The following is a 7790-nucleotide window of genomic DNA, read 5'->3' as shown; positions in this document are numbered from 1 at the left end:
GCTCAGTCTCCTCGACGCTGTTCCGGATGCTTCCCAGAACCTGGACGCCTCGGAAGTGGTCGTGCTGCCCGTGAGCATCGAGATCCGTGACACGACGTGCCGCCCCGCGAGCGGAACAACATAACTCATGCTGATTTTCGCATCACTGACACCCGAGGCAGCTATCAAGGGAAACCTTACGACGCCATTACATCGGCGCGGTTGATCGTCCTTGCTACCCGGCCGTAGCCATACGTTCACCTGTCACGGATTCCCACTGTGCCATGGGTGGGCATCCGTGGCCTCGATACCTGCGCGCTCGTCAACGTCCGACGACCCGCCGCAGCACGGCCTCGGCCGGGGGCCGACGTCGCGACGGATGGTCGCGACGGACAAGTGTGGCGGGTTGGGCGCGGTCTGGAGACCGTCAACCGTGCCTAGTACTCCAGTGACAGTGGCCGATGTGTGGTCTCTGTGTGGGGTGGCGGCGTGGCGTCCGAACGGGGGTGGCCACCCTGTGATCCTCCGTAGTTTGTGAGAACCAACAAAGAATCCGCGGTGGCCGCGGCGCGGAGTGTATCCGGGTCGGACGTGGCGGTGTGGGAGGCCGGYTTGGACCGAGGACCGGGATCGGTGCGCCGCSGCGGGGGTGCCCCGACGGCGGGGTTCGCGACGAAACCACTGCTGGCCCTGGACATGATCCGCCGGTTCTGGCTGGCTCATCGGGAGCTGGGCTGGGTCGCCGGTGACGAGGTGTACGGCGCGAACGCCGAGCTGCGGGACTGGTTGGAGGAGCAGATGATTCCGTTCAGTTCCAACGAAATCCGGCACGTCCTCGCCCTGTTCGGACAGGCTGCTATCCCAGCAGCGATGATCACATGGTGGTCGGACTGGCGTCGTCGCCACCAGGCACGCGCCCGCCTCTACCACTTCCAAACCCGGATCCGAGCCAACCAGTCGGCCGTCGCCCGTGCCGCGACCACGTAAGGATCACTGTCACTGGAGTACGAGATGCCTGGCATGCCGAGGAGTTCCTCGCCCGCCGCCGCGCCGTCACCGACACCGACCTTCCGCTGCTAGATCGAGTCGCCGCGACGCTGATCCTGCTCTACTCCTACGCCTTGTCCGGTGGCCCCTGACAACCCCCGTGTCACAGCGTCGCTCCTGACAACAAGGAGCCCYTCGGCGTGACGCACCGTGACAGCTAACCCAAGAAGCGCTCGACTACAGACCACCCGATCAACGGTCGCTGCCAGTGTGGTCCCCCACGGACAGCCTCAACCCGGCGATGATCTGCGCCAGGTCGTCGAGGGACGCCACCGCGCACCGCGCCATCGGGCTAGCGGAGCGCTGCGAGTGGCTCCGGGGCATCCGGCCACGGAGCCTCTGGGAAAACCTGTTGGCGGATCACGGTGACCACTGCTAGCTTGCCGGAGGCCGTGCGAAAGAACGAGGAGGTGGTACCCGTGAACGCAGTATCGACATGGGTGCTCCCCTCCGGGGTCACGGTCGGGCGATAGGTCGTCCGGGAGCGCCGTTCACAARCACTCCCGAAAGGCACGACCATGCGATTCACGTCTGAACAGCGCCTCGACGACGGTGTCCTCGAACGCGCATTCACCCTCGGCGAGATCCCCGGCATCCTGTGGACTCCCGCATCCGCATCCGCACCGGCCCCGCTGATCCTGCTCGGTCACCCCGGCGGACTGCACAAGATGTACCCCCGACTGGTGGCCCGGGCCCGGCGCTCCGCGGCGGACGGCTTCGCCGCGGCCACCATCGAGCTCCCCGGAAGCGGTGACCGGCCCCGTTCCGCCACCGCTGAGCAGGCCCGCGTCGACCTGCACCGGGCGCTGAAGGCCGGCGAGCCGGTCGACGAGGAGATCGTGGACCGGCTCGTCCTCCCGCTGGTCGAAAAGGCGGTCCCGGAATGGCAGGCCGCCCTGGACGCCTTCCTTTCGCTGCCCGAGATCGGCGGCCCGGTCGGGTACTCGGGGGGAGTGATCGCCATCGGGATCCGGCTGGCGGTGGTCGAGCCGCGCATCTCGGCCGCCGTTCTGTTCGYCGGGAGTTTCGTGCCCCACACCATGTTCGAGGAGGCCCGCCAGGTCACCATTCCGCTGCACGTCCTGCTGCAGTGGGACGACGAAGGAAACGACCGGCAGCTGGCCCTGGACCTGTTCGACGCCTTCGGCTCCAAGGAGAAGACGCTGCACGCCAATCTGGGCGGGCACACCGGCGTCCCGCAGTTCGCGGGGGACGCTGCGGCCCGGTTCTTCACCCGGCACCTGACGTGAGGCCCGGCCGTCCGGCCGGCAACAGACGATAGGAGCTGTCGGCCAGGATGCCGCTCATCGAGGACAGGTCCCGGCCCTCCTCGATGAGCGGTGGCCAGCAGATGCACGACCGCGCGGATATGCCCAACCTGCGTTGATCCCGAGCTACTCCCGGCGCCGCGGGCCGGACAGCACCTCGGTGGCCTGGTGCACGGCGGCCAGGCCCGGCTTGACGTAGCGCTGCACGCTGCGCAGCGACTTGTGCCCGGCCTTGTCCATGATCAAGTTGGCGGAGATGTTGGCGTCCCCGAGGTGGGTCGCTGAATCCTCGATGTTGAGGTGGAATTGCCAGCCGTGGACAGCGAGCGGCTGACCGACCGTATTTCGATCGGTGTGCTCGCCAGAATCGTTCCCCGGGATCTCGTCGATGAAGCGCTGGTGGAGACGAAACGGCAGGAACGGCGTACCAGGCTGCTGCCAGCCCGGGTCATGGTGTACTTCACGATTCGGGGTGGTCGGGGTGGTCCTCGATGAGTGGGTGGGGCCGGCCCTTCTGCCGTCACTGGACGTGCCGACCATCCTTGCGCGTCAGCTCGCCGAGCGGCTCGCCCCGGGCAACCGCCCGCGGCGCACCGCCGCTGCGTACCCCGGCCCCACCATCGACGCCGAAGGCGAGGACAACCCACTGCCGAACCCGTTCGCACTGGTCCTGGATCCATCGCGCACGGACGGTATTCGCATCCCGACCTTCGTCGGGAAGGCCCACGGCGACCTGCACATCGAGAACATCCTGATCCCGTCCTCACTGCGCAACGTCGACACGACGTATCAGCTGATCGACCTGTCGCGGTACGCGGCCGACGCCGTGCTCACCCGGGATCCCGTCCATCTGGTCCTGCACATCCTTGCCCGGAGACTGTCGGAGCTGTCCGCGGCGCAACGCACCGCCGTCATCGATCTGCTGCTCGACCCGGAGCAGGACGGAGACCTCGTGCCGCGGTGGCTGTTCCTGCTCATCGACCGGGTCCGATCGGCGGCGAAGGACTGGGCACGCCGGGCCGGTCTGGTCGACCTGTGGCGCGACCAGATCCCGCTGTCCCTGCTGGCCGTCGCCCTGACCTGCCTCGGACGGACATCCACCCGGCCGGGGACCGACGCAACCCGGGCGAGCGGCCCTGGACGCGGATGACCCGACCGGGTCCGCGTGCAGACTCGTCACCGTCCTGGTCGAGGCCTGTGCCGTGCCGGCCGCATTCGATCAGGCCTCCTCGGCCCACCTCGACCTGTCCAACCTGGCCGAGGCCGATGCCCGCAAGACGCTCCTGCGGCGGCTGGCTGGGCGCTGAGAGAAGGATTGACGTTTCCGGCCTGCACTGACTCCGGCGACCGACCCAGGGTGGCCGCCGCGGACAACGGAAAGGACAACGGAAAGTTGTGGAGGGTTGAGCACGGTCCGACGGCGTCAAACCATGCTCAACCCTCCACATTTCGCCGGCCCGCCGGAGCGACTGCTCCGGATTCGGGGTCGGGGTCGGCCGGGCCCGCCACGGACATCACCACCAGCAGCTGGTCCAGGGCGACGAGGTCGCCGGGCCGGACGAGTACTTCCTTGACGATCCCGGCGCCCGTCGCCGAGACGGTGTGCTCCATCTTCATGGCCTCGACGACGGCCAGCGACTGCCCGTCCGCCACGGTCATCCCCGGTTCGACCAACACCGCGGTCACCGTGCCCGGCATGGGGCTACGCGCCTGCCCGCCGGGCACCGGCCCGGCCCCGGTGCCCGCCACCGGAATCACCTCGGCCAGGCCCCACGCCCCACCGTCGCGGCCAAGCCAGAGGATCCCGTCGGCGGGCTCCCACGCGTAGGCCCACCGGGTGGTGACCGCACCGATCGTGACGAGCAGCTCGTCGCCGAGCTGACTGACCGATGCGGCGACCGGCGGCCCGTCGGCGATCCGGACCCGGGCCGCGTCGGGGGTGCCGCGCGCCGCGACCCGCAGCGTTGACACCGTCCGCTCCCCGCGTCCCGGCTCCACCCCATCCCCGTGGCCGTTACCATCCCCGTGGATGTTCCCATCCCCGTGGATGTTCCCGGCCCCGCCCTCAACCCCGGCCCCGATCTCGGGTGGCGCGCTGCCACCAGGTTCGGCGCCGTCGGGGCCGCCGGACGGTACTGYCCCACCGGGCAGGGCGACCTCCCAGGTCAGCCACGCGGGCTCACCGGGCCGCCATCCGGAGGGGATGTCCCACGGGTCGACCACCGGACCGGCCGGTTGCAACGTCAGCAGCCTGGCCAGGGCGTATCCGAGGAACGCCTCGCCGGGCAGATCGTCCTGGGTGAGGGCGGCGAGATCACGTTCGACGAGACCGGTGTCGAGCCGCCCGGCGACGACGTCCGGATGGGCGAGCAGCGAGCGCAGGAAGCCGATGTTGGTCGTCACCCCGAGCAGGACCGTGCCGGCGAGCGCGGTGTCGAGGCGGGCGATCGCGGCGGCGCGGTCCGCGCCCCAGGCGATCACCTTGGCCAGCATAGGATCATACGTGGTGCTCACGATGTCCCCGGCCCCGATGCCGGCGTCGACGCGGATGGCCGGCCCGGCCGGTTCCCGGAAAGTCAGCACCCTACCGCCGGTCGGCAGGAATCCCCGCCCGGGGTCCTCGGCGTAGATCCGCGCCTCCACCGCGTGCCCGGTTAGGCGGATGTCGGCCTGACCGAAGCGCAACGGCTCCCCGGCCGCGATCCGGATCTGCTCGGCGACCAGGTCCACCCCCGTCACCAGCTCGGTGACCGGATGCTCGACCTGGAGCCGGGTGTTCATCTCCATGAAGTAAAACTCATCCGGCGCGTCGGCGGACAGGATGAACTCGACCGTGCCCGCTCCGACGTAGCCGACGGCGCTGGCGACGGCGACCGCCGCCCCCCCGAGCCGCTCCCTGGTCCGCGCGTCGAGCGCCGGCGCCGGCGCCTCTTCAACAATCTTCTGGTAGCGCCGTTGCAGGCTGCACTCCCGCTCACCCAGGTGGAGCACGCTGCCGTGCTCGTCGGCGAGGATCTGGACCTCGACGTGGCGGGGACGGGTGATGAACCGCTCCACGTACAGGGTGTCGTCCCCGAAGCCGGCGGCGGCCTCCCGGCGGGCCGACGCGATCGCCTCCGGCAGTCGGGCGGGCTCGCGGACGATGCGCATCCCCTTGCCACCACCCCCTGCCGAGGGTTTGAGCAGCACCGGATAGCCGATCTGACCGGCGGCCTCGGCGATCGCGGCATCGCTCATGCCCGGCGCCGACCGGCCCGGCACGACCGGCACCCMCACCTCCGCCACCGTCCGCCGCGCGGTGATCTTGTCGCCCATCACCTGCACCGCGGCAAGCGACGGTCCGATGAAGAGCACTCCGGCCGTCTCACAGGCCTGTACGAAGGCCGCGTTCTCGGCGAGGAAGCCATAACCGGGATGGACGGCCTCCGCCCCGGATACCCTCGCCGCCTCCAGCACGGCCTCGATGCTGAGGTAGCTCTCCTTCGCGGGCGYCGGGCCCAGCCGCACCGCGACATCCGCCTCCCGGACGTGCCGCGCCCCAGCGTCGGCGTCTGAGTAGACGGCGACGGACCGGATACCGAGATCGCGCAGTGTGCGGATCACCCGGACGGCGATTTCACCCCGGTTCGCGACGAGCACCGACGAGAACGTCAGACCCGACGTTCCCGGTGCCCTCGGCGGCACGACGCCCGCCGGCCGGGCCGGCGTGGARTGGCCATCCGGACCGTGGCCGGCACCGCCGCCGTGACCGGCGGAACCGGCGGAACCCGCGATGCCGGGATCGCCGCCTGCGTGATTCGTGGCGGACAGATCAGCCGTGGACACCCTTGATCCTCACGATTGGTTTCCTCACATCGGATGTTTCCGCACGCCAGGATGTCCCCCTCACATCCGGAAGACGCCGTAGCCCACCGGTTCCAGCGGAGCGTTCGCCGCCACCGACAGGCCCAGGCCCAGCACCATACGGGTGTCGGCCGGATCGATGACACMGTCGTCCCACAGCCGAGCGGTCGAATAGTACGGGCTGCCCTGCTCCGCGTACCGATTCAGGATCGGCGCCCGGAAGGCGACCTCGTCGGCCTCGCTCCAGGCGACCCCCGCGGCTTCCATCTGGTCCCGGCGCACGGTCGCCAGCACCGCCGCCGCCTGCTCCCCGCCCATCACCGAGACGCAGGCATTCGGCCACATCCACAGAAAGTGGGGCGAGAATGYCCGGCCGCACATCGAGTAGTTACCCGCGCCGAACGAACCGCCGATCACCACGGTGAACTTCGGCACCCGGGCACAGGCAACCGCGTTAACCATCTTCGCGCCATGCTTCGCGATGCCGCCGGCCTCGTACTCCCGACCCACCATGAAACCGGTGATGTTCTGCAGGAACACCAACGGGATACCGCGCTGATCGCAGAGCTCGATGAAATGGGTGCCCTTCAGCGCCGACTCGCCGAAGAGCACCCCGTTGTTCGCGACGATCCCCACGGGATGGCCATGGAGGCGGGCGGTCCCAGTGACCAGCGTCGTTCCGTACTCCTTCTTGAACTCCGCGAAACGGCTGCCGTCAACGATGCGCGCGATCACCTCTCGCACGTCATAGGGGGTACGCCCGTCCGTCGGTACCGCGGCGTACAGCCCGGCCGGGTCGACCGTCGGTGCCTCGGTCGGCTCCAGTTCCCACGGCCGCGGCCCGCGCGGCGCGAGGCCCGCGACGATGGAGCGCACAATCCGCAGCGCATGGGCGTCGTCCTCGGCCAGGTGGTCGGTCACCCCGGAGGTGCGGGAGTGCAGCAGCCCGCCGCCGAGATCCTCGGCCGACACCACCTCGCCGGTCGCGGCCTTCACGAGCGGCGGACCACCGAGGAAGATCGTCCCCTGATTCCTGACTATCACCGCCTCGTCGGCCATCGCGGGAACGTACGCGCCGCCCGCCGTGCACGAACCGAGCACCGCCGCKATCTGGGAGATTCCCAGCGAGGACATCCGGGCCTGGTTGAAGAAGATCCGCCCGAAATGCTCCMGATCCGGGAAGACCTGGTCCTGCAGCGGAAGAAACGCTCCCCCAGAGTCGACCAGATAGACACAGGGCAGCCGATTCTGTAGCGCCACCTCCTGGGCGCGCAGATGCTTCTTCACGGTCAACGGATAGTAGGTGCCACCCTTGACCGTGGCATCGTTGGCGACTACCATGCATTCCCGACCCGAGATCCGGCCAATGCCGGTGATGATGCCCGCCCCCGGAACCGGATCCTCGTAAAAGCCGTTCGCGGCGAGCGGGGAGAGCTCCAGAAAAGGACTCCCCCGGTCGAGCAGCGTGTCGACCCGGTCGCGGGGCAGGAGTTTGCCGCGAGCCACGTGGCGGGACCGCGCCTGCTCCGACCCGCCGACCGCCGCCACCGCCAACCGCTCCTGGAGATCGGTCACAGCGTGCCAATGCCTCTCGGCATTGCGCCGTCCCTGTTCACCCGCGGCATCGACCCGACTGGTCAGGACCGGCATGGC

General features: G+C 69.3%; 4 protein-coding genes and 2 pseudogenes. 4 read left to right on the top strand and 2 right to left on the bottom strand.

The annotated features are described in order from the left end of the window. Positions 1 to 592: 592 nt before the first annotated feature. The 4 genes and pseudogenes from CcI156_RS03495 to CcI156_RS03475 form a co-directional block, all read left to right on the top strand. Positions 593 to 966: pseudogene (locus tag CcI156_RS03495) on the top strand (transposase); the annotation flags it as partial. Positions 967 to 1544: 578 nt separating this feature from the next. Then, the gene (locus CcI156_RS03490) at positions 1545 to 2276 is read left to right on the top strand and encodes a dienelactone hydrolase family protein (RefSeq protein WP_076804262.1); all 732 of its coding nucleotides are present in this window, start codon (positions 1545 to 1547) and stop codon (positions 2274 to 2276) included. Between the two features lie 303 nt (positions 2277 to 2579). Then, positions 2580 to 2762: pseudogene (locus CcI156_RS03480) on the top strand (transposase domain-containing protein); the annotation flags it as partial. A 61-nt stretch (positions 2763 to 2823) separates the two neighbouring features. Next, complete coding sequence (locus CcI156_RS03475; protein WP_236707280.1) at positions 2824 to 3444, top strand: hypothetical protein; 621 nt, start codon at positions 2824 to 2826, stop codon at positions 3442 to 3444. 284 nt (positions 3445 to 3728) lie between these two features. Here CcI156_RS03475 and CcI156_RS03470 read toward each other — a convergent pair whose 3' ends face one another. Then, a complete protein-coding gene (locus CcI156_RS03470; protein ID WP_076804283.1) occupies positions 3729 to 5933 on the bottom strand; it encodes a biotin carboxylase N-terminal domain-containing protein in 2205 nt (734 codons plus the stop codon). Positions 5934 to 6179: 246 nt separating this feature from the next. Continuing rightward, positions 6180 to 7787 carry a carboxyl transferase domain-containing protein gene (locus tag CcI156_RS03465; protein WP_076804282.1) on the bottom strand — a complete coding sequence of 536 codons (1608 nt, stop codon included), beginning with the start codon at positions 7785 to 7787 and terminating at the stop codon, positions 6180 to 6182. Positions 7788 to 7790: the final 3 nt, after the last annotated feature.

Origin of the sequence: Frankia sp. CcI156 (assembly GCF_001983015.1) — a bacterium.
Lineage (GTDB): Bacteria > Actinomycetota > Actinomycetes > Frankiales > Frankiaceae > Frankia > Frankia casuarinae.
Note: the sequence above shows the minus strand (reverse complement) of the source record. Positions and strands in the feature narration are given on the sequence as shown.